Source organism: Natronorubrum tibetense GA33 (assembly GCF_000383975.1).
In the GTDB taxonomy this organism is placed as follows: domain Archaea; phylum Halobacteriota; class Halobacteria; order Halobacteriales; family Natrialbaceae; genus Natronorubrum; species Natronorubrum tibetense.
This window is the reverse complement of the sequence record NZ_KB913017.1, coordinates 926,374-953,031: the sequence shown is the minus strand read 5'-3', so window position 1 is coordinate 953,031 and position 26,658 is coordinate 926,374. Positions and strand designations below refer to the sequence as shown.

The 26,658-nt window shown below is 62.1% G+C and carries 28 protein-coding genes and 1 tRNA gene; 11 read left to right on the top strand and 18 right to left on the bottom strand.

Going from position 1 to position 26,658, the window contains the following annotated elements; translation table 11 throughout:
* Positions 1 to 20: 20 nt before the first annotated feature.
* Genes NATTI_RS0104985 through lonB form a run of 3 tightly spaced genes read right to left on the bottom strand, consistent with a single transcriptional unit; the run spans position 21 to position 3,615 of the window.
* Positions 21 to 374: a hypothetical protein gene (locus tag NATTI_RS0104985; RefSeq protein ID WP_006089148.1), complete on the bottom strand. Its 354-nt coding sequence runs from the start codon at positions 372 to 374 to the stop codon at positions 21 to 23.
* 25 nt (positions 375 to 399) lie between these two features.
* Complete coding sequence (locus NATTI_RS0104980) at positions 400 to 1,389, bottom strand: CPBP family intramembrane glutamic endopeptidase (RefSeq protein ID WP_006089149.1); 990 nt, start codon at positions 1,387 to 1,389, stop codon at positions 400 to 402.
* Positions 1,390 to 3,615, bottom strand: coding sequence for an ATP-dependent protease LonB (gene lonB / locus NATTI_RS0104975; protein WP_006089150.1), 2,226 nt, complete (start codon positions 3,613 to 3,615; stop codon positions 1,390 to 1,392).
* 268 nt (positions 3,616 to 3,883) lie between these two features.
* On the opposite strand from lonB, the gene NATTI_RS0104970 reads away from it, so the two are divergent.
* The 3 genes from NATTI_RS0104970 to NATTI_RS0104960 are packed head-to-tail and all read left to right on the top strand — an operon-like array spanning position 3,884 to position 5,917.
* The gene (locus NATTI_RS0104970; RefSeq protein ID WP_006089151.1) at positions 3,884 to 4,402 is read left to right on the top strand and encodes a nicotinamide-nucleotide adenylyltransferase; all 519 of its coding nucleotides are present in this window, start codon (positions 3,884 to 3,886) and stop codon (positions 4,400 to 4,402) included.
* Position 4,403: 1 nt separating this feature from the next.
* A complete protein-coding gene (locus tag NATTI_RS0104965) occupies positions 4,404 to 4,964 on the top strand; it encodes a hypothetical protein (protein ID WP_006089152.1) in 561 nt (186 codons plus the stop codon).
* Between the two features lie 56 nt (positions 4,965 to 5,020).
* Positions 5,021 to 5,917 carry an SAM hydrolase/SAM-dependent halogenase family protein gene (locus tag NATTI_RS0104960; RefSeq protein WP_006089153.1) on the top strand — a complete coding sequence of 299 codons (897 nt, stop codon included), beginning with the start codon at positions 5,021 to 5,023 and terminating at the stop codon, positions 5,915 to 5,917.
* Between the two features lie 54 nt (positions 5,918 to 5,971).
* Here the strand turns inward: NATTI_RS0104960 and NATTI_RS0104955 are convergent, their stop codons facing one another.
* Both NATTI_RS0104955 and thsA read right to left on the bottom strand, forming a co-directional pair.
* Positions 5,972 to 6,340: a HalOD1 output domain-containing protein gene (locus NATTI_RS0104955; RefSeq protein WP_006089154.1), complete on the bottom strand. Its 369-nt coding sequence runs from the start codon at positions 6,338 to 6,340 to the stop codon at positions 5,972 to 5,974.
* Positions 6,341 to 6,436: 96 nt separating this feature from the next.
* Positions 6,437 to 7,981: a thermosome subunit alpha gene (gene thsA, locus NATTI_RS0104950; RefSeq protein ID WP_006089155.1), complete on the bottom strand. Its 1,545-nt coding sequence runs from the start codon at positions 7,979 to 7,981 to the stop codon at positions 6,437 to 6,439.
* A 200-nt stretch (positions 7,982 to 8,181) separates the two neighbouring features.
* Here thsA and NATTI_RS0104945 point away from each other — a divergent pair, with 200 nt between their 5' ends.
* Positions 8,182 to 9,009: an amidohydrolase family protein gene (locus tag NATTI_RS0104945; protein WP_006089156.1), complete on the top strand. Its 828-nt coding sequence runs from the start codon at positions 8,182 to 8,184 to the stop codon at positions 9,007 to 9,009.
* Positions 9,010 to 9,149: 140 nt separating this feature from the next.
* The gene (locus NATTI_RS27290; protein WP_006089157.1) at positions 9,150 to 9,278 is read left to right on the top strand and encodes a hypothetical protein; all 129 of its coding nucleotides are present in this window, start codon (positions 9,150 to 9,152) and stop codon (positions 9,276 to 9,278) included.
* A 33-nt stretch (positions 9,279 to 9,311) separates the two neighbouring features.
* On the opposite strand, the gene NATTI_RS0104935 is transcribed toward NATTI_RS27290, so the two are convergent.
* The 5 genes from NATTI_RS0104935 to NATTI_RS0104915 are packed head-to-tail and all read right to left on the bottom strand — an operon-like array spanning position 9,312 to position 11,526.
* The gene (locus tag NATTI_RS0104935) at positions 9,312 to 10,079 is read right to left on the bottom strand and encodes a proteasome assembly chaperone family protein (protein WP_006089158.1); all 768 of its coding nucleotides are present in this window, start codon (positions 10,077 to 10,079) and stop codon (positions 9,312 to 9,314) included.
* Positions 10,080 to 10,085: 6 nt separating this feature from the next.
* Positions 10,086 to 10,265 (bottom strand): RNA-protein complex protein Nop10, encoded by a 180-nt coding sequence (locus NATTI_RS0104930; RefSeq protein ID WP_006089159.1) that lies wholly within the window; start codon positions 10,263 to 10,265, stop codon positions 10,086 to 10,088.
* A 3-nt stretch (positions 10,266 to 10,268) separates the two neighbouring features.
* Positions 10,269 to 11,069, bottom strand: coding sequence for a translation initiation factor IF-2 subunit alpha (locus NATTI_RS0104925; RefSeq protein WP_006089160.1), 801 nt, complete (start codon positions 11,067 to 11,069; stop codon positions 10,269 to 10,271).
* Positions 11,066 to 11,239: a 30S ribosomal protein S27e gene (locus NATTI_RS0104920; protein ID WP_006089161.1), complete on the bottom strand. Its 174-nt coding sequence runs from the start codon at positions 11,237 to 11,239 to the stop codon at positions 11,066 to 11,068. Before NATTI_RS0104920 ends, NATTI_RS0104925 begins: the two co-directional genes overlap by 4 nt.
* Positions 11,240 to 11,244: 5 nt before the next feature.
* Positions 11,245 to 11,526: a 50S ribosomal protein L44e gene (locus NATTI_RS0104915; RefSeq protein WP_006089162.1), complete on the bottom strand. Its 282-nt coding sequence runs from the start codon at positions 11,524 to 11,526 to the stop codon at positions 11,245 to 11,247.
* Positions 11,527 to 11,730: 204 nt separating this feature from the next.
* On the opposite strand from NATTI_RS0104915, the gene NATTI_RS0104910 reads away from it, so the two are divergent.
* The 3 genes from NATTI_RS0104910 to NATTI_RS0104900 all read left to right on the top strand — a co-directional run bounded on the left by NATTI_RS0104910 (position 11,731) and on the right by NATTI_RS0104900 (position 12,871).
* Positions 11,731 to 11,997 carry an HAH_0734 family protein gene (locus NATTI_RS0104910; protein WP_006089163.1) on the top strand — a complete coding sequence of 89 codons (267 nt, stop codon included), beginning with the start codon at positions 11,731 to 11,733 and terminating at the stop codon, positions 11,995 to 11,997.
* Positions 11,998 to 12,283: 286 nt separating this feature from the next.
* Positions 12,284 to 12,730: a GtrA family protein gene (locus tag NATTI_RS0104905; protein ID WP_027119061.1), complete on the top strand. Its 447-nt coding sequence runs from the start codon at positions 12,284 to 12,286 to the stop codon at positions 12,728 to 12,730.
* Between the two features lie 66 nt (positions 12,731 to 12,796).
* A tRNA-Met gene (locus NATTI_RS0104900) sits at positions 12,797 to 12,871 on the top strand.
* Positions 12,872 to 13,471: 600 nt separating this feature from the next.
* On the opposite strand, the gene NATTI_RS0104895 is transcribed toward NATTI_RS0104900, so the two are convergent.
* On the bottom strand, positions 13,472 to 14,464 hold the full coding sequence (locus NATTI_RS0104895) for an ABC transporter permease (protein WP_006089165.1): 993 nt from the start codon (positions 14,462 to 14,464) through the stop codon (positions 13,472 to 13,474).
* Between the two features lie 273 nt (positions 14,465 to 14,737).
* Here NATTI_RS0104895 and NATTI_RS0104890 point away from each other — a divergent pair, with 273 nt between their 5' ends.
* From NATTI_RS0104890 to NATTI_RS0104880, 3 genes are read left to right on the top strand one after another with little or no spacing between them, the layout of a single operon-like run.
* Positions 14,738 to 15,931 carry an ABC transporter permease gene (locus NATTI_RS0104890; RefSeq protein WP_006089166.1) on the top strand — a complete coding sequence of 398 codons (1,194 nt, stop codon included), beginning with the start codon at positions 14,738 to 14,740 and terminating at the stop codon, positions 15,929 to 15,931.
* A 9-nt stretch (positions 15,932 to 15,940) separates the two neighbouring features.
* Positions 15,941 to 17,008 carry an ABC transporter ATP-binding protein gene (locus tag NATTI_RS0104885; protein ID WP_006089167.1) on the top strand — a complete coding sequence of 356 codons (1,068 nt, stop codon included), beginning with the start codon at positions 15,941 to 15,943 and terminating at the stop codon, positions 17,006 to 17,008.
* Complete coding sequence (locus tag NATTI_RS0104880; protein WP_006089168.1) at positions 17,005 to 18,339, top strand: ABC transporter ATP-binding protein; 1,335 nt, start codon at positions 17,005 to 17,007, stop codon at positions 18,337 to 18,339. The genes NATTI_RS0104885 and NATTI_RS0104880 overlap by 4 nt, the downstream gene beginning before the upstream one ends.
* A 32-nt stretch (positions 18,340 to 18,371) precedes the next feature.
* On the opposite strand, the gene NATTI_RS0104875 is transcribed toward NATTI_RS0104880, so the two are convergent.
* The 7 genes from NATTI_RS0104875 to NATTI_RS0104845 all read right to left on the bottom strand — a co-directional run bounded on the left by NATTI_RS0104875 (position 18,372) and on the right by NATTI_RS0104845 (position 26,610).
* Positions 18,372 to 18,920 carry a hypothetical protein gene (locus NATTI_RS0104875; protein ID WP_006089169.1) on the bottom strand — a complete coding sequence of 183 codons (549 nt, stop codon included), beginning with the start codon at positions 18,918 to 18,920 and terminating at the stop codon, positions 18,372 to 18,374.
* 61 nt (positions 18,921 to 18,981) lie between these two features.
* On the bottom strand, positions 18,982 to 20,358 hold the full coding sequence (locus tag NATTI_RS0104870) for an ABC transporter ATP-binding protein (RefSeq protein WP_006089170.1): 1,377 nt from the start codon (positions 20,356 to 20,358) through the stop codon (positions 18,982 to 18,984).
* A complete protein-coding gene (locus tag NATTI_RS0104865) occupies positions 20,351 to 21,427 on the bottom strand; it encodes an ABC transporter ATP-binding protein (protein WP_006089171.1) in 1,077 nt (358 codons plus the stop codon). The genes NATTI_RS0104870 and NATTI_RS0104865 overlap by 8 nt, the downstream gene beginning before the upstream one ends.
* The gene (locus tag NATTI_RS0104860) at positions 21,427 to 22,479 is read right to left on the bottom strand and encodes an ABC transporter permease (RefSeq protein ID WP_006089172.1); all 1,053 of its coding nucleotides are present in this window, start codon (positions 22,477 to 22,479) and stop codon (positions 21,427 to 21,429) included. The genes NATTI_RS0104865 and NATTI_RS0104860 overlap by 1 nt, the downstream gene beginning before the upstream one ends.
* The gene (locus tag NATTI_RS0104855) at positions 22,472 to 23,428 is read right to left on the bottom strand and encodes an ABC transporter permease (protein WP_019991644.1); all 957 of its coding nucleotides are present in this window, start codon (positions 23,426 to 23,428) and stop codon (positions 22,472 to 22,474) included. The genes NATTI_RS0104860 and NATTI_RS0104855 overlap by 8 nt, the downstream gene beginning before the upstream one ends.
* 92 nt (positions 23,429 to 23,520) lie before the next feature.
* Complete coding sequence (locus NATTI_RS0104850) at positions 23,521 to 25,449, bottom strand: ABC transporter substrate-binding protein (RefSeq protein ID WP_006089174.1); 1,929 nt, start codon at positions 25,447 to 25,449, stop codon at positions 23,521 to 23,523.
* A gap of 657 nt (positions 25,450 to 26,106) precedes the next feature.
* Positions 26,107 to 26,610, bottom strand: coding sequence for a DUF7529 family protein (locus NATTI_RS0104845; RefSeq protein ID WP_006089175.1), 504 nt, complete (start codon positions 26,608 to 26,610; stop codon positions 26,107 to 26,109).
* Positions 26,611 to 26,658: the final 48 nt, after the last annotated feature.

Sequence of the window (26,658 nt, the reverse complement as noted above, 5' to 3'; positions counted from 1 at the left end):
TGTCAATCCGCGGCTACGCGTTAGTCGGTGTACCAGACCGCGTAGATGTAGAGCCCGATCCCGACGAAGACGATGATCGATGACACCTGATCGAGCACCGGGATGCGGGTAAACAGGAACGCGAACTGGAACATGCCGCCGAGGACGAGACAGACGGCCGCCCCGGGAATTACCCACGAGCCGCGATCCGTCTCGGCCTGCAGGTACAGAATCGTTCCCACGCCGATAGCGATCACGCCGAAGACGAACTCCGAGGCGAACGCCGCCAGAGAGTCGCCCGTCGCCTGTGCGTACAACAGCAGTGCGAAGTAGAGGATAATCCCGGAGAAGATCGCCCGATAGACCGTGTCCGGAACGTCGTCGAGCCCGTTCATACCCACACCCAGCAGGTCACAACCCTTAGCTTTCGAGGGTTTGGGCCCAGTCGAAGCCCAGCCCCTCGTGGACGACGAACTCGAGGGCGTTGACCAGGTAGTGTGCGACGACGACCGCGAGGAAACTCCCCGTGACGATGAAAATCGCCGCCAGGACGAATCCGAGCAGGCCCGTGACGACGACACCGACCGATCCCTGCATGCCGTGGCCGACGGCGAACGCGACCGAGGAGACGACGGCGAGCAGCCACGGCGAGACGCCGAAGCCGGCTGCGATGACCCCGATCAGCGCCGCGCGAAAGAGCAGTTCCTCGAAGACGGCGATGATGGGAAGCACGACCAGCAGGAGGGCGGACCACCCCCGCGCCGAATCCGGCGCGAGCAGTTCTCGAAGCTCTTCGTCGTGATCGAAGCCGAACCGGGTCGCCGCCGCGGCACCGATTTCGTTCGCGACGTACAATACGAGACCGAACGCCGTTCCCAGCAGCAGTCCCTGCTCGAGGTAGCCAGTCGAAAACTCGATTCCCAGCGCGTCGGCCGGAATCCCCGTGTAGATCACGGCACCGAGCAGGACGAGGGCAAACAGCCCCTGCGAGAGCGCGACATTCGCCAGAAGTTCTCCCGTCGACAGCGATCGAGGATCGACTTCGGTCGGTCGATCGGCGCGCTGTCCGCGTTCGGGACGGGAATGGTGCTCGGAATCGATCGGGGTGGCCTCGGTCCGCTCGCCGAATTCGACGTCGGGGGTAGCAGGATTCGCATCTCGCTCGAGCGGTCCGTCACGACCGGTCGCAACCGGATCGTCGGTCCCGATGTCCGAACGGGAGTCTGTTGGTTCGGTGTGCGTCGACGAGTCGAGGTCCGCGCTCGGTTCGGGGTCGAGACTGCCGCTCGAGTCACGGGCAGTATCCGGCTTCGAGCCGTCGTCGAACGCTGACTGCGTCAGATACGATAAAACCAGCAATAACACGAGGACGACGCCCGTAATACCGGCGAACGTCGCCCAGTCGGCCATCTATTGCGGACTCGGGTTCGAGCCGCTGGCGGAGCCGACGCCGCTCTGGCTGCCCTCGAAGGCCGAGCCAGTGATCGACTTGAGGCGGTCGACCAGCGAGTCTTTTTTCGGTTCGCCCATCAGCGCGACATCTAACACTTCGCTAATGTTCGAACACGGGATGATCTCGATCATCTCCTTGTACTCGTCTTCGATCATCACGTCCTGCTCGTTTGCAGCGGGGATGATGACCTTTTCGCAGCCGGCCTTCGCGGCGGCTTCGATCTTGTGGGTGACGCCGCCGACGGGGAGCACGTCGCCCCGAACCGACAGCGAGCCGGTCATCGCAATCGACTGATCGACCGGAATGTCCTCTAAGGCGCTGATAACGGCGGTTGCCACCGTAATCGAGGCGGAGTCGCCGTCGACGCCGCCTTCGCCGGCCTGGACGAACTGGATGTGGATGTCCTTCTCCGAGAGGTCCACGTCGGAGAACTTCTTGATGATCGCCGAGACGTTCTGGACGGACTCCTCGGCCATCTCCTTTAGCTGTCCCGTCGCGATGACCTGTCCGCCACCCTGTGCGGGGGCGATTTCGGCCATCACGGGGAGCATGATCCCGGAGTCCTCGCCCATGACGGCGAGTCCGTTGACGCGGCCCTCGACGCCGTCGTCGGTGACCTGCAGTTCGTAGTCCTTGCGGCGCTCGATGTAGTCGTCGGCGAGCTGTTGCTCGATCGACCGGGAGCGGCGCTTGGCCTGCAGGACGTCCTCTCGAGTCGTGTGTTCCCGATCCTCGGCGCGGGCGATGTCGCCTGCGACGCGGACCAGTCCGCCGAGGTTCCGGAAGTGCAGCGTGAGGTGTTCCTTCCGGCCGGCGCGGCGTTTGGCCTCGAGGATGAGCTCCTCGACGGCCTCGCGGGTAAAGTGGGGCAGTCGGCCGTCGCGTTCGACCTCCTGGGCGATGAAGCGGGCGTACTTCCGGCGCATCTCGGGGGTGTCCTCGATGGTGTCCTCCATGTAGACTTCGTAGCCGTAGCCCTTGATTCGCGAGCGGAGCGCGGGGTGCATGTTCTCCATCGCGTCTAAGTTCCCCGCCGCGATCATGATGAAGTCACAGGGGACGGGTTCGGTCTGGACCATCGCACCCGAGGAGCGCTCGGACTGGCCAGTGATGGCGAACTCGCCCTCCTGAATCGCGGTCATCAGCTTCTGTTGGGTGCGGATGTCGAGCGTGTTCATCTCGTCGACGAACAGCACGCCCTTGTTGGACTGGTGGATCGAGCCGGGTTCGACGCGGTCGTGGCTCGGGGTTTCCATCCCACCGGACTGGAAGGGGTCGTGGCGAACGTCGCCCAGCAGTGCGCCGGCGTGGGCACCGGTCGCGTCCTCGAACGGTGCGGTGCGCTGATCGCCGTTGTTGACGATCATGTTCGGCACCATGGCGTCCGTGCCGCGGGACGTGTAGCGGAAGATCAGCCAGACGATACCCGCCGCGAGAATGCCGAGCAGAATGCTGGCGGGGCTGAGAATCGCGTAGCCGATGATGATCGCGATGATGACCCACATCAGGATCGAGCGCATCTGGTTGCGCTTGCGAGCTTCCTCCTTGTGGGCGTCGATGATCTGTTCTCCTTTGCCGGCGGGGACGGTTCGGACCTTCGGCTCGTTGCCGTCGTCTGGGTTGTGGTAGACTAAGACGTCCTGGAGATCCTCTTTCGGGAGCAACTGGCTCATCGCTTTCGCCAGCATCGACTTCCCGGTACCCGGGGAGCCGATCATCATCACGTGCCGTCGCTGCTTGGCCGCCTTGATGATGATATCCCGTGCTTCGTCCTGACCGATGACCTGGTCGACGAGCCGATCCGGAACCTCGATATCTGCCGTCGAGTCGACCTTGAGACCGCCGAGTAGATCGTCCTCGGCGTTCTCCTCGTCGATCTCGACGCCCGGATCGACGTCGACCGTACTCCCGAGATCTTCGACGGTTTCGATGTCGTCGTCCTCGTCGGTCGACTCCCGATCGAACTCGTCGATCGGGTCGTCGAACTCGTCGCCGTCGTCGATCTCCTCCTGTTGGTCACCGTCGTCGACGTCGTCGCGCCGGTCACCGTCCTCCTCAGGCGGCGACCGTTCTCCCTGACGCACCGACTCCTGGTCCTGGGACCGAGGCTGTGCCTGCTCCTCGTCAGGCTCAGTGGAAGGGGCGTCTTCGGGAGGGTCGTCAACGTTCGTATCGTTACTCATAGAACTCTGTTCAGTACCTGATTCGAAGGGATTGGGACTGATATACTTTCTCCATGCGGAGTATGGTGACAGTGCCTGAAACCGGCACCTACAGGCGTCGAAAGGCGGGATTAGTCTTTCCGCCTCGTTTTCATGCGGTCGTGTCGAGCCCGCAAGATGTGTGGTACTCGCTCCCAGTCATGCGGTCGCTCGAGACGCCGGCAAAGACGGCCGTTCAGCCGCTGGAAAACTCGCCACGCTTAAGCACGCGGCCCGAACACTGTCCGGCATGACCCGGGGGTTCTACATCGGCCGCTTTCAGCCGTTCCACGACGGCCACCTCAGCATGGTCGAGCAGATCGCCGACGACGTCGACGAACTCGTACTCGGCATCGGGAGCGCTGACGACTCACACACGATCCGAAACCCGTTCACGGCCGGCGAACGGATCATGATGATCACGAAGTCGCTCGTCGATCACGATCTCGTGACCTACGCCGTCCCGATCGAGGACTTAGAGCGCAACTCGGTCTGGGTGAGCCACGTCCAGAGCATGAGTCCGGACTTCGACGTCGCCTACTCGAACAACCCGCTGGTCATCCAGCTGTTTCGCGAGGCCGACATCGAGATCCGCCAGTCGCCGATGTTCAACCGCGAGGTGCTCGAGGGGAGCGAAGTCCGCCAACGGATGATCCACGGCGGCGACTGGGAGACACTGGTTCCCGAAGCCGTAGCCGGCGTCATCGGCGAAATCGGGGGCATCGAACGCATCCAAATGATCAGCGGCTCGGACTCGAACGGCGAGTGAGATGCACTCGACCCCGGTCCCGGACGGCTCTCGAGGGCGAGATCGGTCACGGTTCTTCTCGGGATGGGTCTTGACGGCGGTACTGCTCGTCGGCCTTCCGATCCTCGGCGGGAGTCTAACGGTTATCGCCATCGCGCTGGAGGCGACAACGCCGATTCAGGGGTTCGGTTGGCTCAGCGAGTGGATGCAGAGCCTCACGATGTATTTGGTCCCGTTGACGCTGCTGAGCGCCGGTCTGCCGCCGGGATTCGTGGTCGTTCGAGCGGTACTCGACGCGACGCGATCCGGTGTCGATCTCGACGTCGGCGTCGGAACCCTCCTCGTCTGCTGTCTCGAGTGCGGTGCGATCGTCCTCGCCGTCGTGAGCTTTCCGATCGTCGTTCTCTTTGCGGAGTTCTGGACCATCGGATTCCGTTCACCTCCGCCGATCGGGTCGGTAGTCGGTCTCGAGTCAGTAGCCGGACTGGATGGACACGCGGCGTTCGTCCTCTTTTTCACGTCGGTCTGCCTGTGGATCGGAGCGTGGGGTCTCACATCGTTGCGAAGCACTGTCCGCCCGTAGCCGCTCCGAACGACCGTTCCGAATCGCCTTTCTTCGATCGAACGCTACGACGGCACATGATCACGCTCGCGTCGGATTTCGGTTCGCCGTACCCCGCGGCGATGAAGGGCGTTATTCTCCAGCGAACCGATTGCAGGCTGGTAGATGTCGCCCACGACTTCCCCCGTCAGGACGTTCGTGCCGCCGCCTTCTGGCTCCGCGAAACGCTTCCCTACTTTCCGCCGGCGACCCACCTCGTCGTCGTCGATCCCGGCGTCGGCACCGACCGCAACGCGCTAGTCGTCCGTGCGGGCGAGCACGCGCTCGTCGGTCCCGATAACGGCGTCCTGCTCCCCGCCGCGCGCCGACTCGCCGGCGACGCCGACCTCGAGTACTACGTCATCGACGAGCGTCGTCTCGAGCCCGTCGAACCAGCCGGCACACAGCGATCGGCGACAGCGGATTCCACCGACCCGGAGGATGCGACTGCGGGACCCGCGAGCAACACGTTCCACGGCCGGGATGTCTTCGCGCCCGCCGCAGCGGGAGTTCATGACTCCGCGCTCGAGGCCCTCGGTGACCTCGAGTGGCTCGCGCCGTTTTCGGGCGCTCCCGTTGATCTCGTGCTCCCGGAGGCGACGCTCGAGACCGGGCCAGCGGGAGAACACGACTGCGCGACGGGGGAGGTGCTGGTCGTCGACGGCTTCGGAAACGTCGTCACGAACGTTCCGGGGGGATTCCTCGCCGGACGGGAGCGGATCGTCGCGAACGGTGATACTATACCCGTCGGCGAGACGTTCGCCGCGGTCCCCGCCGGTGAAAAACTCGCCACCGTCGGCAGCCAGGGCTACGTAGAACTCGATGTCAATCGGGGGCGGGGAGACGAGGCATTCGCACTCGCGGCTAGCGATCGGGTGGTTCTCGAGACCGCGGCTACCGCTGACTGCAGTAACGATCTCACTGATAGCGAGTGAACGGACGATACGAACGGAGCCGACCGACGACGGCCGCGCTCGGTGCGCAACCGATTACGCACCGATTGATTCGTCGACGGGGCGGTCGGGATCGATTACAATTTCGCCGTCGGCGTAGACGGTAATGAGACAGTCGGCGAACGAAAACGCGATCGAGTTCCGCCCACCCTGTGGCTCGCGTTCACTCCAGTGGCCGACGAGGGCGTTCAGCGCGTCGGGATCGATGGAGGCCGAGAGCGACTCGAGATCGGCTGGATCGGTCTCGAGGATCGACGAGACGGCCATCACGAGTCCCGTGCTCACCGGCTCGTAGTCCACGTCGGGACACCACGCGTGATACGTTCCGTGGCCCTCGTCGTAGTAGAGCTGACGGTCAACCGTCTTACTGACCGGCGTCAGCCGATCTCGAGTCGTTCCTGACATGATACGGTGTGTATTTCGCCATGTCAACATATAACATTGCTGGCCGCACGACTGTCACTACACTCGATGCAAAACGAAAAACGGTGAGCGACGGCGTTACTCGGCGGCGATGACGTCGTCGATGCGGACGATCATCGTCGCGGCCTCGGTCGCGCTCTCGATGGCTTCACGTTTGACGTCGGCAGGGTCGACGACGCCGTACTCGAATGGGTCGTCGATGGTGACGGTCTCTCCGTCGGTGATCAGGCCGGCGCGGCCCTCGGATTCGTGGGCGGCACGAAGGTCCACGAGTGCGTCGATGGGGTCCTGGCCGGTGTTGGCGGCGAGCGTTCGCGGGATCACGTCGAGCGCGTCGGCGAAGGCCGTCACGGCGAGCTGTTTGCGGCCCTCGATGCCCGCGGCTTCCTGACGGATCTTGTCCGCGATGGCGATCTCGGTCGCGCCGGCGCCGGGGACGACCTCGCCGGAGGCGAGTGCGGTCGCCACGACGTCGAGTGCGTCGCCGATGGCGCGCTCGAGTTCGTCGACGACGTGTTCGGTACCGCCACGGACGAAGACGGTGACGGTCTCGGCCGCCGCGCCGCCCTCGATGAACGCGAGGTCGTCGTCGCCGAAGTTCTCGCTCCGGATGCGGTCGGCGTGGCCGAAGTCGGACTCCTCTAAGTCGTCGAGGGCACCGACGCGGCGAGCGCCCGTCGCGGAGACGATGTCTCGAGCGTCGCTGTTGCCGATGTTCTCGAAGACGAGGACGCCCTCGTTGGCGAGGTAGTTGCTGACGCGGTCGTCGACGTCGTCGGTCGTGAAGACGACGTCGGCCCCGCTCTCGGCGACGGTCTCGGCGTAGCCCCGAACCTCGCTCTCCTCGGCGTCGATGGCCGTGTTGAGCTGATCGATCGAGTCGATGGCGTACTCGGCGTCGATATCGCCCGTGCGGACGCCGAGTTCGACGTCGAGAACCGCGATCGACGCGTCCTCGACCTCGCTGGGCATGCCCTCGTGGGCGGGCTCTTCGTCGATGACGATGCCGGGAACGAGCTCCGTCGCGTTCGAGGAGGCACCGACCTGCGTGTGGACGGTGACGTTGTCGCGAGCGACGCCGTCGTCGGTCTCGACGTGGCGGATCGCTTCGACGACCGTCTCGGCCAGCGACTCGGCGGTGAGACCGCCGGTTCCTTTGCCGGTCATGCTCGATTCGCCGACCTGCTTGAGCACCTCGTCATCGACGGCATCTTCGCTGATCTGTTCGGCGATTGCCTCGAGGGCGATTTCGGAGGCCTCGTGATAACCCTCGACGATCGTCGTCGCGTGGACGTCCTGTTCGATGAGGTCTTCGGCCTCGCCGAGCAGATTGCCGGCGACTACGGCCGCAGTCGTCGTTCCGTCACCGACCTCCTCCTCCTGGGAGTCGGCAACCTCGACGATCATCTGGGCCGCGGGGTGCTCGATGTCCATCTCGTTGAGAATCGTCGCCCCGTCGTTGGTGATGACGACCTCGCCGGCGGAGTCGACGAGCATCTTGTCCATACCGCGGGGTCCGAGCGTCGTCCGTACGGCTTCGGCAACCGCCTTGCCGGCCATAATGTTCGACGACTGGGCGTCGCGACCCTGCGTTCGCTGGCTATCCTCGCTCATAATGAACATAGGCTGCCCGCCCATGCGTCGCTGTTGTGCCATAGTTGAATCCTCACTAACTATGTCGTCAGCACTTCTATATAAGTGTTCCGCTCCCGTCCCCACTCCGTCTGGCGATTGCACTGCCGGCAGCCGTCCGAATACCGCCTCTTGTGACTGTCACGGGGCCGGTAGGGAAATATGTCTCGACTGAAAAGAGTGCGCAAGGAATGCTGGAACTGGAACACGGATTTCGCATCGTCGACGTCTACGCAGGATTGGCGCCGGACGGGATGGCGGCGGAGTTCGGGGGACAGCCAGTCACTCCCGATCGACTCGAGCGGGAGATGCACCAGGCCGGAATCACCAGATCGATCGTCTTCCCGCCTGCCAGCGCGGAGACGAGCTACGTCGCGGCGAACAACGGCGTCGCCCGCCGCAGCGTCGACCGCCCGTTCGTCGCCGTCGCCCGGATAAACGGGACCGAGCGGGCGGGCACTTCCGTAACGGGACGGTTCCGAAACGCAATTAGCAGCCGTCAGGAGTTCCATACGACTCCCGAAGACGTCGAGAAGTACGCGTACGACGACCGCTTTCATGGTTTCGTCATCGATACCACCGCCGATGGCTACCCCGACGAGGACGTCCTCGCCACGCTCGAGAGCGTCGATCTCCCCGTCATCGTCCGCGGCGGGGTCGACGCCCCGCCCGAGACCCTCGCAGCGACGCTGCTCGGGCGCTCGTTCCCCGTTGTCGTCGCCCATTTTGGCGGCCACCCGCTCGAGCGCTCGCGCATGCACGAGATGGTGGATTTGCTCGACGCCTACGACGACTGTTACCTCGAGACGAGTTTCGTCCGGTACCGGGATCTGCTCGAGCGGGCGCTGCTCGAGCATCCCGATCGAGTGCTGTTCGGCAGCGGGGCCCCAGCCTGCCATCCCGACGTCGCGGTCATGGATATCCTCACACTCGACGTCTCCGAAGACAAGTTATGGCGAGCGTTCTCGAAAAACGCCTGTCGCGTGTTCGAAGGGCTTGCGCCGGACGGGGACGCGTGATCGGCCCTGCCGGTACCCGATCGCTTCTCTCTACTCTGCCCGGCGTCGAACCGTCGTCGACCGAAGAGTGTCACTCGATTCGAACGTTAATTTCACCGAAAGGTAGATGAACACTCGGGGCAATTCATTCTCGAGATCGTATGACTCAGTATTCGGCGGAGCGCTGTTCCGACTGTCACGGAAAGAAGATCGCCCGCACCGACGGCACCGTCTGGTGTCCGAACTGCGCGCTGTTTCGCCCACAGACGACGCGAGGATCGCAATCGTAATTGCCGAAAAGAGTCGGTTCGTAACCTGTCGACCTAGCCGATGTAGCGCAGATCGTCGTCCGTCGGGACGTCCATCTGCTGTTGTTGCTCCATCTCCTGGATCTTGCCGATGACGTCCTCCATCTCGTCGGCGCGCTCGTCTAAGGACTCGTACTCGAGGTCGAAGCCGAGTCGCTCCGCTAACACTTCGAGCACCGCACGAGCGCTTTTCGGATCGACCAGATAGCCGCTGGTCTCGCCCATCAAACAGGCGGCCTCGAAGCCGCGGCGCTCGCCCAGTCCGAGCATGAGCCCCGAGACGCCGACGATGCCGCCCGCGGGTTCGTCCTCGCGGAACTCGACGCCGACGTCCTCGAGCGATTCGAGCATCGACTCGTCGCTGACCGCGCCGACGACGGCGTACTCGTCGATGAGTTCGCCGGTCGGGACGCCGCCAAGGGCGTACACCTCGCCTGCGCCGAACTCCTCTGCGATATCGAGGAAGGCGTCGGTTAGCACGTAGTGTCCCTCGTTGGTCTGGGCCTGATGGTCGCCGGTCAGCAACAGGAGATCACGACCGTCGGGAACGGTGACGGCGTGGAGTTTCGCACAGGTGAGCTCCGAAACGCCGTCCTCGACGCTTACCTGCGGCGGGAACTCGTGGGAGTAGATCCGGCGTACGAGCGTACTGTCGCCCTCGAGTTCCTCGAGCAGGTGCTCGACGGCAAGACTTCCGACGTGACCGACACCCGGCAGCCCCTCGACGAGGACGGGGTCGTCCAGCTCGACCTCGGCGACTGCGTCGATCTCGAGTTCGTCCATACCCTATCAGCGATTGCGACGTTTAAGAGACCGTCGGTACTCGCCGTGTGGGTCGTTCGGATCGAACGGTGCAGGGGCGCTGTTCTCCGCGTCGGCACCGCACTCCGGACAGCTCGCAGAAAGCGTGTACACCGGGCGGTCGTGTGCGTCGCGCCACGCCGAACACACCCGGATATCCGACTTCATGCGTTACTCGTCGTCGGTTCGTCGCTCGCGGTGGTACTCGCCCTCGCCGTCCTCGGATTCGATCGCGGCGACCGCTCGTCGAGCGCTCTCCTCGAGCTGGGACTCGGCGGTCTTGTAGTTGGGCGCTTTCACCTTGATGCGGTACTCCGGAGCGCCGACGTAGCTGACCTCGAGGTCGACTTCGTCGGGCACCTCTCCGTTCCCTTCGGCGGCCTCGAGGGCATCGCGGATACCGTCGACGCCGCTTGGCGAGGCGTTCTCCAAGTCGACGTAGCCGGTGACGTTGACGTACGGCACCGAGACGTTCTCGCGGGCCGTCTCGACGAGCGAGTCGATCTCGTCGTCGGAGAGATCGGTGTCCTCGAGGGCCTCTTCGCCGTGGATCGCGGCCTGCTTGAAGCCGTCGTAGAGGCTTCCGTGGATGGCGATCAGTTCGTTGGCGACGGCGGTGTAGCTCTCGTCGTCGACGTCCTCGCCGAGGGCGATTCCCATCCAGTTGTCGGCCTTTTGCTCGTTCTTCCAGTCCTGGATCTTATCCGAGCGCTGGTGGTCGTTGACGTCTTTCAGCGAGAGGTCGATCTGCTGGGAGCTCTCGTCGATCTCGAGGACCTTGCAGACGACGATCTGGCCTTCACGGACGTGATCGCGGACGTTTTTGATCCAGCCGCTCGCGACCTCGGAGATGTGGATCAGGCCGCGTTTGTCCTGATACTCCTCGAGATCGACGAAGACACCGAAATCTTCGATCTCGTCGATCTTGCCGACGACCAGTTCGCCGGGATCGGGCCAGCCGCTGTACTTCATCGTGACTCGACTGTTTCTAAGATCTCGTGGTCGATCTCGGCTTTGCCACCCGTCGGTCGGGCGAGCGTCGTGCCACAAACGGCACAGGCGACCTCGCTCGAGGCTTTGCCGAAGACGGTCTGTTCGTTCTCGCAGTCACTGCATCGGACGCTGTAGAAATTTCCTGCCATTGTAATCACTCCTGGAACTCGAGTCGGCCGGCGCGCCATCCCTGTCGGAGGTGGGCCTTGCCGCAGTCGCTGCAGCGGTACTTGAGGTCGGTCTTCTTGGTGGGCTTTTCGCCGGCCGGCACCTTCGAGAAGCGACCGGAGTTACCGATCGACGAGGAGTTTCGCCGGGTACGGCGAGCGTCCCATTTCATCCCCGAGGAACGACCGGAACGGGCCTTCTCGACTTCGTGTTCGTGGTGTGCGTTGCAGTGCGGGCAGTACGTATTGAATCGGCGTGGCATCTGCATGGTTATCTCACTTGGCGTGGGCTAAGACAGCGCCGTTTAAAACCCGTTTGGTTCGTCGCCGTCGGCCGATCGGATGGCGTATTCGTTCGCGAGGAATCGAAGTGCGGTCGATGCTTTGGCTACACGGTTGACTTTCGTGTGGGCGGTCGACCGCCGGACGGATACTCCGAAGGGCTTAATCCACCGTCACGAGTAGGCTGGCGTATGAAGCAGGTCATCATCCACGGCGATCCCGGGATCCGGAAGGGGGCCATCATCGACTACGACGGGTCGGAGCTGGTCTGTTTCGGGATCAACCGAAACGGAGAGTGGCACGGCCCAGAACAGGTCCAGCTGTGGTGTACGGTCGGCACCGAAGACGAGTACGAAGACTACGAGAAACGAAACTACACGCCTCACTTTCTCGACGTGGACCGCGTCGACGCCGAGGATGTCGATGTCGTTCGTCCGAAAGCCGACCTCGCGATCTGACTCGAGGAGCAAGCTGTTCAGCGGGCTGGTTTTCGAATCGTCTCGAGTCTCACCCCGATCGGAGCGTTTCCGGGTCGAACTCGCTGTCTCGTTCGCTGCGGTGTGTCTCGCTGCGTCTCGCTCGAGATTTACCAGTCGATGCTTAATTCTTTTTTCTTCGCGCGTGCCCGCGAGTTCCGGAGTTTACGCCTGAATCATAACACCGATACCGATGCCGGAGCCACTGAACATACGCTCGCATGCACGCTCGCTGGAGACGACGGGCGATCGACCGACGGTGCGTACGATGAGTGGATCGCTATCAGAGGCCATCCGGACGCGCTTTCGTGCGCTGTGCTCGACCGCACGGTTTAGCCAGTTCGCCGGTGTCGGGATCGTTGGCGCGGCCGTCGACAACCTCGTCCTCGTCTTGCTCGTCGAACTGACCAGCCTCGGGCCCGTGGGCGCGAAGATAATTTCTTGGGAGCTATCGATCGTGGTCATCTTCGCGGTCAACGAACGGTGGACCTTCTCGGAGTACGGCGCGATGACGCCTCGAGCCCTCGGAAAGCGGTTCGCTCGCTCGAACGCGGTTCGGTTCGCCGGCTTCCTGGTGACGCTGTCGGTGCTTGCAGTTTTGACCATCGGGTTCGGCATCTGGTATCTGGCGGCAAACCTGATCGGAGTCGCGATCGGATTCTTCGTCAATTACACCTGTGAGAGCCTCTACACGTGGAAGGTCCATCAGGACTAACGGTAGAAACCCGCATACGGCGTCCGAATCACAACCCTTATCTGGTGGACTCGGTTATGATGTGATAGCGGGATGGGATAGCCAGGAGATTCCGGCGGGCTCATAACCCGCAGACCGGTAGTTCAAATCTACCTCCCGCTATACTTTTGCTGCGAGCAAATTCGCGAGCAGCAAGTATAGCACGGTGGGAGTTTGGACCAGACGGCACCCGAGTGTAGCGAGGGTGACGGCGTGGTTCAAATCTACCTCCCGCTACTTTTCGACGCGAACAATAACGAAGAACGGAGTGATGAGTGACGTGAGCGTCGAAAATGGTTTAGAGTAGATTTGAAGTAGACGACGAGGGAGCGAAGCGACCGAAGTCGGCGTGGTTCAAATCGACCTCCCGCTATGTTTTCGCGCGAACAAATTCGTGAGCGCCATCCATAGCACGGTGGGAGTTTGAACCAGACGGCACCCGAGCGGAGCGAGGGTGACGGCGTGGTTCAAATCGACCTCTCATTTCCCACCGCCGTAGTGTGACGGTATCGAGGAGAGACGCGGTCGTTTGTATGGATTTCCAATCGAGAGGATCTGTTCTCTCGACTTGCGGTACTCGTCGATCGACTCGTGCTGTCGATCGTACGCAGTGCTCGCGCTCGAGTGTGCCGACTGCGAGGCGCCGTTGTCGAGTTCGATCCGAAAGAGATCGGCGGCGAGGACGACGGTATCGAGCCCTGGCGGCGAGACGTCGGTAGCCGATCACCGACGGCCGGTATCGACGCGCGGATCGAGACTGTTGTAGGCCAGATCTTGGACGATGTTTCCGACGATGCCGACCGCGATGATGACCAGCGTACAGCCGAGAACGACCGGCAAGTCCCGTACGTGGACCGCGTTGAACAGGAGCGCCCCGAAGCCGTCGATTCCAAACAGCGACTCGATCACGAACACCGCGAGGACGAGCAACGCCAGCGCTTCGGTAAACAGCATCGAGAACAGCGGAATCGCCGAGTTCCGGACGATGTGTCTCGCGATCCGCACTCTGCCTGCCCCCTTCGCCTTGACGAGCGTCACGAACTCCGCAGCGGCGTACTCGAGCGAGTGTGCACGCGAGTAGCTCACGTAGCCGCCCAACAGCGTCGTTGCGGTCAGTGCGATGGGAAGGACGTGATCGAAAAGCACCGCCGAGTCGGGGATCACGCCGCCCGCGGCGAGCGAGAGCAACATCCCGCCGATCCAGAAGTTCGGCAGCGCAAAGCAGAGGTACGCCGTATTCAGTCCCGATTCGGCGAGGCGACTGTCGGGGTTCATGGCTGCGTAGAGACCGATGCAAATCCCAAGCACGACCGCGATCACGACCGCGGGGAGAACGTACATCGCCGTTCGAACGACGGAATCCATGACCATCGGAAAGACCGGTTCGCCGGTCGTGTAAAACGACGCTTCCGCGTCTTCGCCCGCGGCGAGAAAGAACGAATCCCCCCACTCGAGGGTCAGCATGTTCCCCATCCAGTCGAGGTACTGTTCCCAGAGCGGGCGATCGAAGCCGTGTGTCGCCAGATACTCGTCGATCGAGTTCTCGACCTCCTGTTCGTCGGCCCCGCGGAATCGCATCGCCCCTTCGATCGTCTCTTCGACCCAGTCTCGGCTCATGGTGAACGCCGCGAAGACCGCGGTCAACACGGCCCACGCGGCGACGAGTCCCATGAAGACCCGCTTGACGATGATTCGAACGAAGTTCACGTCGACCACCACACTGTGGCGGTTTTCCCGGTCGAATCGGCCACCTGTGACGTCGGTGTTTTGGGGGACCGTTCATGCAGGTTCCGCGTCGTGCACGATCGCAATCGACGATCGGCCCCCGTCCGGGCCCGGATACGTGCTGTACCGAAGCGGGGGGTGGGGAGCATTGCCAACCCGTACCAACGATCAGATAAAAAACGTATCGCTTCTATACATTGAGCCGAAACCGTCCTCCTATGGATAGATTTATTACACGATAGTCTATATTTTGGTCGTCCCCCTATGGGAGCGTCTCCCGGACCCCACCGCTTCGAACAGGTCGACTGGAACGAAGTCGGTCACTCGAGGCGGTTCGTTACGCCGACCAGAGCGGTGTTCTTCGTAGGAGTAGTGTTTCTCGTAGGTCTCTACCTCTTCCAACTGGTCGACATGGCTCCGCTCGGCGTTTACTTCGGGCGTATCGACTGGGTGATCTTACTCGGCGTCGTCGTGCTGACTTCGGTAGTAGTCGTTCCCGCCGTCCGACGGCGCGAGCTGACCCGACGTGTGCTGTATCGGCTTGTCTCTCGGCCAGCCCACGCTGTTGGGGCCGTCTTTCTCGGCATTCTCTCGCTCGTCGCCGTTGTCGGCCCGGCCGTCGTCGGCTCTCCGGAGCTCATGTTTCAACACCGGTTTCACGCACCGTACGGGTTTACCGCGGAGGCGTCGTGGAGCGCCGAGTGTCTCGGCGAGGTGACCGACGGCGAGGGAATCACTCGCCACTGTGACGGAACGATGACGTACCCGCTCGGAACGAACCATCGCGGGCACCCGATGGGACACCTCATCATCGAAGGCGCACAGACGACGCTGTACGTGCTGGTCTTTACGGCCGCGTTCGTCGTCCCACTCGCTGCGACCGTCGGGATCGTTTCAGGGTTCCGTGGCGGACGCGTCGACGATCTGCTGATGAGCTACGTCGACGTGCAACTCTGCATTCCTGCGGTTGTCGTCTTTTTTATCGGGTACATGTACTGGAACGTTTCGCTGCTGTTATTGTTAGTCATGTTCGGGCTGTTTAGCTGGGGCGGTATCGCCCGACTCGTCAGAAGCGAGACGCTCCAGCGACGGGAAGACGGCCACGTGCTCGTCGCTCGAAGTCTCGGTGCCTCGCCGTCTTATGTCGCGAAACGACACATCGTCCCGAACATTACGAATACGCTCGTCCCGGCAATCTTCCACCTCCTCGCACTGCTGGTCCTCGTCGAAGCCGGCGTCGCGTTCCTCGGCTTTCACCACCTCGAGCTCTACTCGTGGGGGTCGACGATTCAGGAGGGACTCGACCCAGCGATGACCGGCGTCGGTCTCGTGATGGAGCCTCACGAAATCTGGTGGGTCTCGACGTTCCCCGCGGTCGCACTCACGCTGACGGTCGTCTCGCTCAAACTCGTCGGCGACGGGCTCCGAGATGCGCTCGACCCGCGTCGCAACCACTGAACACGATCGATGACGACAGAACACGACTCCACGACGACGGCAGACGATCGGTCCGGAGCGACGCCGCTCCTGACCGTCGAGAACCTTCGAACGCGAATTCGAACCGAGCGCGAGACCGTCCACGCCGTCGACGGCGTGAGTTTCACCGTCGACCGTGGTGAGACGGTGTGTCTCGTCGGCGAATCCGGCAGCGGCAAGAGCGTCACGTGCGAATCGCTGACCGGAATCATCCAGCAGCCGCCGGCCAAAATAGTCGACGGGACGGTTGAGTTCGACGGCCACAGACTCCTCGACGCGGACGAGTCGGCGCTTCGTTCGATCCGCGGCGACCGCATCGCACACGTCTTTCAGAACCCACAGAGTGCACTGGATCCCGTCTGTACGGTCGGCGACCAGTTCGTCGAGGCGATCGCGATCCACGAGGAGATCTCCGACGCGGCCGCCCGCGAGCGTGCCATCGAGCGGTTCCGAGCGGTCGGCATCCCGCGAGCGTCCGCGCGGATCGACGACTATCCACACGAGTTCTCCGGCGGCCAGCGCCAGCGGATCGCGATCGCGATCGCACTGGCAGCCGATCCCGACCTGTTGATCGCCGACGAACCGACGACGGCCGTCGACGTCACCGTCCAGGCCCGGTTGATCGAACTGCTCCAGCAACTGACCGACGACGGCATGTCGATCCTCTGTATCACGCACGATCTGCGCGTCGTCGCCGCGCTCGCGGACCGGGTACTGGTGATGTTCGGCGGCACAATCGTCGAACGCGCCACGACCGAACAGCTTCTCAGCCAGCCGTCTCATCCCTATACGCAGGCGCTGCTCGATAGTTACGACGGCCTCTCGCGACGGGCGAATCGCTCGGCTCGAGGGGAGATTCCGACCGACGGCTGTCGGTTCAGAGCCGAGTGTCCACACGCCGTCGACGGGTGTGCCGGTTCCGACCAGCCGACGTTCGCCGCCGTCGACGAGCGGGAACACCACGCCGTCTCGTGCGTCCACTTCGGACCCGGGGGTAATCCGGAACCGATCCTAGACGATTGGCAGGATATGCGGCTGCTCTCGGAGGGGCAAAAATGATCGGGCCGGAGACCGGTTCCAACGAGGAGGGTCGGCAGGATGGCGAAACGGAGACGGAGTCAAATGCCCCACCGTTGCTCGAGGTCGAGGCCCTCGACGTTCATTACCCGATCACGAAAGGGCTGCTCAGACGCGAGGTCGGTCGCGTCCGGGCTGTCGACGGCGTGAGTTTCGATATCACACGGGGTGAAACGTTCGGCCTCGTCGGCGAATCGGGCAGCGGCAAGACCACGACCGCACACTCCGTCCTCGGACTCGAGGAGCCGACCGGTGGTGAAATCAGGTTCGACGGGGAGCCCGTGAGCGAGCTGTCGGGCGCGGCGCTCCAAGCGTTCCGCCGCCGAGCCCAACTCGTCGTCCAGGACCCGAACGAGGCGTTCAACCCGCGAATGACGATTGGCGAGGCGGTCGCCGAGCCGCTCTTGCTCCACGGGATGACGGATGCTGACCGCCGCCGAGCGATCGTCGAAGATCTCCTCGAGCGAGTCGGACTGTCGGCGCCGGATGCGGATCGCTATCCGCACGAGTTTTCCGGCGGCGAAAAACAGCGACTCTCGATCGCGCGGGCGCTCGTCCTCAACCCGGATCTGATCGTCGCAGACGAGCCGACGAGCGCGCTTGACGGCCGAGTCCAGTCGGACGTCCTCGCACTGCTCGACGACGTTCGACGGGAGTTCGACATCTCTATCCTGTTCATCAGCCACGATATCGACGTCGTCCGCCGGTTCTGTGACCGCGTCGCCGTGATGTATCTCGGCGAAGTCGTCGAACGCGGACCGATCGAGAACGTCCTCGAGTTCCCTGCACACCCGTACACGCGGCTGCTGCTCGGCTCCGTCCCGAGTCTCGACCCGACGGACCAGCAGTTCGAACGGCCGCTAACCGACACCGTGCCGGATCCCGCCGACCCGCCGTCGGGCTGTCGGTTTCACACGCGCTGTCCGGAGATTGTTCCGCCGGAGAGCGTGGAACTTCCCTGGGACCAGTGGATGGTGGTCGTCGCGTTTCGCTTCACCCTCCAGGCTGGCGAGTTGCCCGAATCGATCGCCGTCGAAACGGCCGATGGCGAACTCGATGACGCGACGGTTCGAGACCGGTTCGATCTCCCCGCGACACTGCAGGACGAAACCGTTGATCGAGGTGTCAACGAGGCGATATCGGCGCTGATCACGGGAGATCTGCAGGCCGCTCGTGACCGTCTCAGCGAGACGGTTCCGACCGTTTGTGAGCGACAAACGCCGACGGATACGGAACGCGAACCGGGTCACTCGGTGTGCTGTCACCGTTACGACCCGGCGATTGAGGCCGAGCCTCGGTCCTGGGTACGATAGCGTCGCGAACGACCGGTCTGCACCTCGCTTCCTTACGCGTCCGTCTCCGGATCGAGACGAACCGTCGTCTCGCCGCGAAGCCCCTTCTCGACTGCGTTCTCCACGTTGAGTTCGGCACCGATCGTGTACTCGCCGGGTTCGGCGGGCTCCCACTCGCTGTCGGAGACGCGAAACAGTTGCTGCCACCGCTTCGTGAACTGCTTTCGCTCGCCGCGATCGAACACCAGCGAGTCGGTTTCGTCCGGCGGGTCGTGGAGCGGAACGTGTGCCGCATCCGTCATGCCGTCGATGTCCCAGGTCCACAACAGCGGCGACCGCGTCGGAATCGTGATCGGAAACGGCATCGAGTTTCGCATCGTCACCCGAAACGGAATCGCGACGTCGAGCGGATACTCGTCTCGAGGCGTCGAGACGTCGATCGAGATCGCACGACGACTCAGCCCGTTCGGTAAGAGGAGTCGACTCAGTTTGCTCGAGTTTATCGATCGCATCGCTTCGATGCGGCGTTCGGTGTCCTTTTCGGACGGACTGAAGGGACCTTCGTCGCGGCGAATGGCTCCAGATTCGTAGATCCGGCGCATTGGCTGGTTCTAGAGTTGGGAGCACAAAAACGTTCAGTTCGCGGGCCGGCCGTCGAGACGATCAGTCGTCGGCGACGGCGTCGCTCGGGCCACCGAATCTCGTCCGTTCGTCGTCGTATCGCTCGTCGTAGAGCAGACACGATATTCGGTGGGTCTTCCCGGTGGGGACCTGTTCTGGGTCGTGGACCTCACAGGGCGAGGTGAACGCGTCTTCGAGGGCCGTTCGGGCGTCGTCGAGCTCCCCGGCGACGAGGTCGTCGATTACCGTCGAGAGCGTTCGCTCGGCGTCGGGGTCCGCGATCGGTCGCGGCAGGTCGAACTCCGCCCTGAGCTGGGCGCCGAACTCGTCTCGAGACAGGTCGCCCACTCGGACCGGTTCGTCGTCGGTCCCGTCGTCGTTCTCGAGGACGACGATCGAATCGACCGATTCGGCATCCTTGACCCGCAGTTTCAGATCCATGATGGATCGCCAAACCGGCTGCTCGAGGTCGTACTCCGCCGGCTGGATGACGCTGGGACACCGAGTGTGGAATCGACAGCCCGACGGTGGATCGATCGGCGAGGGGACCGTCCCGGAGAGGAAGATTTGGTCGCCCTCCCAGAGCGGGTCCGGTTCGGGAATCGCCGAGAGCAGCGCCTCCGTGTACGGATGATGGGGCGGCGAAAACACCTCTTCGGTGGTGCCGACCTCGGCGAACTCGCCGAGATACATGACGGCAATCCGGTCAGAGATGTGTTCGACGACGCTCAGATCGTGGGCGATGAAGATGTACGACAGGCCGAACTCCTCCTGTAAGTCCTCGAGCAGATTGAGGATCTGGGCCTGGACCGAAACGTCGAGTGCACTCACCGGTTCGTCGCAGACGATGATTTCCGGATCGACCGCGAGCGCACGTGCGATCCCGATCCGCTGGCGCTGGCCGCCGGAGAACTCGTGTGGGTATCGGTGGGTGTGGCTCGGGTTCAAGCCGACGGTCTCGAGGAGTTCGTAGATGCGCTCCGTCCGTTCCTCGCCCTCGGCGATGTCGTGAATGTCGAGGGGCTCGCCGATGATGTCACCGACGGTCAGTCGCGGGTTGAGACTCGAGAACGGATCCTGGAAGATGTACTGAAGGTCGGTACGAAGGTCACGGAGTTCCGAACTCGAACACTCGGCCAGATCGATTTCGTCGCCGTCCGAGTCGGTGTGCCCTCGGTAGTAGACCGATCCGTCGGTCGGCTCGATCAGTTGCAGCAGGGTTCGGCCGAGGGTGGTTTTTCCACAGCCACTCTCGCCGACCACGCCGAGGGTCTCGCCCTCGAGTAGTTCGAGGTCGATACCGTCGACTGCCTTTACCTGTTGGCCGTGGCCGAGCAGACTGTCGATGAAGCCGCCGCTCGTGTCGTAGTACTTCGTCAGACCCTCCGTTCGCAGGATCGGTTCGTCTCGCTTAGACATTGTGATCACGTCCGGCGTACTGCGCTTCGTCTTCGAGTACCGATTCGTCGACCGTGACCTCGTAGTCGAGGCCGCCGGTGAGATCGCCGGTGTACTCGAGACACGCGGCAGAATGTTCCGTGTCGCTGGTCGCCGAGGCACCGGTTTCCGGATCGAGCAACGGCGGATCCTTCCGGGTACAACACTCTTCGGCGTACGGACAGCGCGGGTGGAAGCTACACCCTGGTGGGAGTTCCACGAGGTCGGGCATCGTTCCGGGGATGGTCTGGAGCCGTTCCCGGTCGTCGCCGACCCGCGGAATCGAACTCATCAGTCCGACGGTGTAGGGGTGTTTCGGATCGTAGTAGAGTTCCTCGACGGAGGCCTTTTCCACCGGCGTTCCCGCGTACATCACCATCACGCGATCGCAAACCTGAGCGACGACACCGAGGTCGTGGGTGATAAGCTGGATCGCCGTGTCGAAGTCGTCGGCCAGCGCCTCGAGTTCGTCCAGGATCTGGGCCTCGATCGTCACGTCGAGTGCGGTCGTCGGCTCGTCACAGACCAACAGGTCGGGGTCGCACGACAGCGCCATCGCGATGATCGCGCGCTGTTGCATGCCGCCGGAGAACTCGTGGGGATAGTCGTCGTATCGGGCTTCTGCCTCCGGAATCCCGACCCGATCCAGTAACTGAATGGTCCGTTCGCGAGCCTCCTGATCGTCGTAGTCGAGGTGATGTCTGATCGCCTCGGCGATCTGTTCGCCGACGGGATAAACCGGGTTCAGTGCGGTCTGGGCGTCCTGGAAGACCATCGCGATCTCGTTGCCCCGGATGCGCTGCATCTCCGATTTGCTCATCTCGAGGAGGTCTTCGCCTTTGAACAGGATCTCGCCGCTTTCGATCTGTCCGGGACTGTCGATGAGGCGCATCAGCGAGAGTGCGGTGACACTCTTTCCAGCCCCGCTCTCGCCGACGACGCCGAACTTTTCACCGCGTTCGATGCTGTAAGAGAGTTCGTCGACCGCGGTAACGACTCCCTCCTGCGTGTAGAACTTGACCGTGAGATCGTTTATTTCGAGTAGCGTCATTATGCACCTCCCTGCTGTTCGACACCGGTTTCCTGTGCGTCGAGTGCATCGTTGATTCCGTCACCGATCATGTTCATGGCCATCACGAACAGGAAGATCGCTGCACCGGGATACACTGTCGCCCACCAGGGGATCGATCCGCCGGGTGGCTGGATGAGCGTGTCGCGAGTCTGGTCGAGCATGGTACCCCACTCGGCCGATCCGGGCGGCATACCGAGTCCGAGGAAACCGAGTGCGGCGACACCGATAACGACGGTGCCGATATTGAGCGATGCGAGGACGATTAGCGGCGGCATCGCGTTCGGCGCGATGTGTCTGAAGATGATCGATCGATCTCGCGCACCGAGGGCTTTTGCCGCCATCACGTACTCGTTTTCTTTGATCTTCAGGACTTCGCCGCGAATGAGACGGCCGTAGGTAACCCAGCCGAACAGCGAAAACGCGAGTACGAGTTGCCAGTAGCCACGGCCGAGCGTCGCGACGACGATCAGGGCGAGGATGAGACCGGGGAACGCGTAGATCGTGTCGACGACGCGCATCATGATCTCGTCGGTCCAGCCGCCGTAGTAGCCCGAGATGGCGCCGTAAATAAGTCCGAAACTCGCGGTGAGTGCGACCACGACGAAGCCGATCGAAATACTGTATCGTCCGCCGTAGAGCACGCGGGAGAATATATCACGGCCATTGCCGTCGACGCCCATCGGGTGGGCCCACGACGGGGAGTCCCAGGTACTGATCGATGGGTCCTGCATGTACAAGATCGTCCCGGGGTCGTGCGGCGCGAGGCCGAACGGTTGTACCGTGACTCCCATGACCACGATCGGACGTGCGAACACCGTCAGCAGCGTCAATAGGGTGACGACGGAGAGGCCGATCAATGCCGTTCGGTTCCGCTTGAACCGGACGAATGCCCGTTTCCATCGACTCTGCGTCTCGCCACCGGTGTCTTCGGTCCAGTCCGACAGCGGCTCTCGTTCGGTTACACGCTCGGGATCGAATCCGGAGATCCGTATTCGACCACGTTCCGTAGATGTTGCTCTCTCGTTAGTCATATCTGATCCTCGGATCGAGTACCGCGTACAGGATATCGGCGATCAGGTTCGCGATAATGATGAACACGCCCGTAAAGAGCGTGATCGCCATGATGAGGTTGATCTCTCGCTCGTTGATCGCGCCGATTAATTCTCTGCCGAGTCCCGGCCAGTTGAACACGACCTCGACGACGACCGATCCGGCGACGATACTCGCGGTCAGGGTAGCCGCGAGCGTCACCACCGAGATGAGGGAGTTACGAAGGACGTGCTTGAGTATCACCGTTCGCTCGGGAAGTCCCTTGGCTCGAGCAGCGGTCACGTACTCCTTGTTCAGCTCTTCAGCCATCGAGGTGCGCATGACGCGCATAATGCTGGCCGCGGCGGCCGTCCCGATCGTGATCCCCGGCAATACTAGGTACCACAACATGTGGGGGTGATAGAGTGGCTGTCGAGAGGGCGGAAGCACGGGCCAGAGGCCGAGCGTGATTGCTCCGATCAGTATCAGCATCAGACCGAGCCAGAAGTTCGGGATCGAGATTCCCGAAAGGGCGATAAATCGGCTCGCGTCGTCGGCGAGTTCCCCCTTCTTGACGGCCGCGTAGATCCCGGTTGGGATCGCGATTATGAGGCCGAAGGCCCAGCCGAAGATACCGAGTGCGATCGTTTCGGGGAGGCGCATCATGATGACTGCCGAGACGTCTCGGCCGTTGCTGTAAACCTGACCGAAATCCCCCGTTAGTACGTTGCTCATCCAGACTCCGTACTGCTCCCACAGTGGTCGGTCGAGCCCGTAACGGGCCCGGAGCTGTGCCTCGTCGCTCGGCGTCACGTGCGGGTTTACCCCAACCATCTGATCGACCGGATCGCCAGGTGTGAGGTGAACGAGTGCAAACGTAATTAGCGAGACACCGAACAGAATCGGGATGATCGATAGTATCCGCTTCAGTATGAAACGTCGTAAGCTCATGCGAATGTCAAATTGTATAGCATCATGGTAATCGACGACTTGTCAGTGTACCGGTTTGAACAGGCAAACGTCAAGGAGCTATCGCTTTCGACCTAGTCGAGGTCGTGGTCTTCGATAACTTCCTCGAGCAGTTCTTCGGCGCGTTCGGGGTCGTACTCGTTGTACGGTCGGATTTTGTCCTCGAGGGCGGCGGCGTCTGCGGTTCCGTTCTCTTCGGCGAGTTCGGGAATGTCCGTCCACGCTGGACGTGCCCAGCCGTTGAGAACGTTTTCGACGATCGACTCTCGTGGAACGAGGAGGTTGACGGCGCGTCGGAGTCGGTCGTCGTCCCACGGTTCGACGTGCATCGGGTACTGGATGTATTCGTAGCCGCCCGCCTCGATGGATTCGACGACGTAGTCGTCCGAGTCGTCGTAGCCGTCCAGGTCGTCCGTGGTGAGGCCGTAGGTGATGTCGATCTCGTCGCTCTGGAGGGCACCGGATCGGGTCGAGTTGTCCGGGACGACTTCCACTTCGAGTTCGTCGATAACGGGCCCATCTGGGAACTCGGACGATCCGTCGAACCAGTCGATCTGTTCGACGCCCAGTTCGCTGACCCAGTAGTCCTCGTTGCGGGAGTACTCGAAGTACTGTTCGTCCGAGATCTCCTCGAACACGTACGGACCGGTGCCGATCGGGTCGTTGTCTTCGCGGGGGTCGAGGTCGCCGCCCTCGAGGTCAGCCTGTTCCAGCGAGTGGATGTACAGTCCCGGCAGTTCGCGTTCCGCCTCCGCGTCGGGAATCTGTGCGTACAGGTCGACGGTGTACTCGTCGACTTCCCGGGCGTGAAGCAGCGAGTCGAACGTCTGTGCGGAGAGGTCCGATCCCTCGTAGCGCTCGACGGTTGCGACGACGTGTTCGGCCGTCAGCTCCTCGCCGTTGTGGAACTCGACGCCCTCACGGATTTCGTAGCGGAACTGCATGCCGAAAACGCCGTCGTCGACGGCGGCAGCGGCCTCGTCGGGCGTCAGCACGCGGACGGAACCGTCTGCCGGATCGTCCTCGGGGTGTTGGACAATGACTTGTTCGTCGGTGTCGAGCGCACCTTCCTCGTCGACGTCGACTTCGGTCATGTACTCCTCGTAGTCGGTCCGATCGATGTCCTGCGTGTCGACGAGTTCGTAGCTCTCGGCGAGCCACGGGTAGAGGTTGCCGTCCCGGTCGCTCGTGAGCAACTGCTCGAAGACGAAGACCTGCGCCATCGTCGAGGTCGTGTCAGTGCTGTACGGCGGGTCGAACGAGTCGGGGTTCTCCGCGGCACCGATTCGGAGCGTGCCGCCTTCCTGGAGGTCCGACAGGTCGGTGTCGTCCGGGTGGGCGTCCTCGTCCATCCACATGACCTGCTCGTCCTGTGGGGAGAACAGCCCGTAGTCGAAGATGCTCTCGCTGAACGGGAACATGTTGAACCCGTGAACGTCGGTGTTCATGACGGCGGCGTCGAGATCGAAGTGCGTGATGGAACTGTATCGCTCCTCGGCGAGTCGCTCCCAGATCTCGTCGTACCGTTCGCGACGGAGGTCGGGGTCTTCGACGACGTCGACACCGTATCGCGCGTCGTCCAGCATGTCGTCGAGTTCGGGGTCGTCGATCCCGTTTAGGTTACAACACTGGCCGTGGTTTTCGCTGTGGTGGAGTGCCTGACAGAAACTCTCCGGGTTGAACGTTCCCGAGAGGCCGATACACGGCACGTAGCCGTCTTCTGCGTATGCGGGATCCATGACCCGAGCGATGTAGTTGTTCCACTCGTAGTCCTCGATTTCCGTATTGAAATATCCGGACTCCTCGAGCGACGAGGCGATCAGTTCGACCATCTGCACGCGGTCGTCGTTGTCCGAGTTAACCTCGAGTTGAATGTCAAACGGCGCATCGCTGTCGTCGCCGCCGAGACACCCGGAAATACTGATTGCGCCTGCTGCACCAATCCCTTGGAGAACTCGTCGTCGCTTAATCGATGACCGTGATTGTTTGGTATTCCTGACCATGGATATTTGGTGTAGTTCGAAGATATAAATATGTATGGTTTTACTCTAAGGCAAGTACTACCGTGTGCAGTAGTGCATACTTTAAACCCTATATAGTATAAAAGGAGTTCATTTGTAACCATATTTGTCGAATGGAGGCCAACATTAGTGGAAGAAACAAACAAGGATTTGTGAATTGTAGGAGTCAGATATACTCCCACAATTAATACAATATCTAATCATGAATTAATATATTGTCGGTTAGTTAATGTTGTATTTGAAATGTGTCTCCGTCTGGGGGGCGAAACTGGCGGACGACGCCAGGTCGGACGAAATGAGAGCGACTCGTTGACCGGGCGGGGAATGCGGGAGTCGAACGGGAACTGTTGGCGTCACCGCTCCAACAGTCGTTCGAAACCACTTGCCCGCCCGTCGACTCGAGCCGTCATCGGGCTTGGGGCCGGAACGGTGAAGGTCCACCCGTTCGCCGGTATTGCGTTCGTGCTCGCCCTGGGAGGATAGTAACAACGGTAAGGTTTACACACTGATCGTCGACTCGTCTGGCGATCAGGTGTGTACTGACTTGCAATGGCTACTATCCGATCGGCCACGATGGTGTACGGAGCGAACTATCAGACTATCGTGAGCGCCATCGCTCCGTGAGAGGCACCGAGACCGCTATGGGGCCGGCTTCTCGATCAGCGGTTCGTACTCTTCGTGTTCGAACGTTCCGAGGATGGTCCCGTCGATCTTCTTAAAGTAGGTATTCAACACGCCCTCGCTCTCGACTGATGCGGCCATTTTTCGGGCGCTGGGGTGTGCCATGTCGTATCGGCTGGCGACCAGTATCGACCGCTCGGTCGCCGCGTCGATGAACTCGGTGACGACGAACATCGAGTTCGCCACATCTCGACCGTAGGCGAGGTATTCGGTGAACTCGTCTGCGTCGTACGTTTTGCGCAGGTCGTCGGCGTAGTTGCCGGGGATGACGTGGACGAGGCCGAACTTTTCGTCCTCACCCATATCGCGACTCACGGTGTCCGTGTGAGCAGCGATGACCGGAAGGACCTCCCAGCCGTTGCTTCGTCGGTCGTCGGCGATGACCTCCATCTCCTCGAGGGTTCGTTTCCAGGCCATCGTCTGCGGGGCGTCGGGGGTCGCTGTCTCGGAATCGTCACTCATGCACCATCGTCGAGGGGGGATCCGGGTAGGCTTTTCGGAGCGACCATC